The 507-nt window shown below is 77.7% G+C and carries 1 protein-coding gene; it reads left to right on the top strand.

The window, feature by feature from the left end:
• The coding region (locus tag FHN55_RS22060) for a 3,4-dihydroxy-2-butanone-4-phosphate synthase (RefSeq protein WP_139714552.1) at positions 1-507 on the top strand (507 nt) is incomplete at both ends.

Below are 507 nucleotides of genomic sequence, written 5' to 3'. Positions count from 1 at the left end.
GGCGTGGACCGTCAAGCACGGCTCCGGCCTGCTGTGCGCGCCGCTGCCCGCGGTGCTGGCGGACTCCCTCGCCCTGCCCGACATGGTGGAGCGCAACGAGGACTCGCTGCGCACCGCCTACACCGTGACGGTCGACGCCGCCTCCGGCGTCACCACGGGCATCAGCGCCGCCGACCGCGCCCGCACCGCGCGGGTGCTCGCCGACCCGGCCTCCGGGCCGGCCGACCTCGTCCGGCCCGGGCACGTGCTGCCGCTGCGCGCCCGGCCGGGAGGGGTGCTGGAGCGCCGCGGGCACACCGAGGCCGCCGTCGACCTCTGCCGCCTCGCCGGCCTGCCCCCGGTGGCGGTCATCACCGAGCTGGTCGACCTCGACGACCCCGACGGCGGCATGCTCCGCGGGGCCGCCGTCGTCGCGCTCGGCGCCGAGCACGAGCTGCCGGTCATCACGATCGACCAGCTCGCCACCCACCTGCGCACCGCCGCCGAGCCACCCTCCCACCGTGATCA

Source organism: Streptomyces sp. NP160 (assembly GCF_006335115.1).
Classification (GTDB): domain Bacteria; phylum Actinomycetota; class Actinomycetes; order Actinomycetales; family Quadrisphaeraceae; genus Quadrisphaera.
Note: the sequence above shows the minus strand (reverse complement) of the source record. Positions and strands in the feature narration are given on the sequence as shown.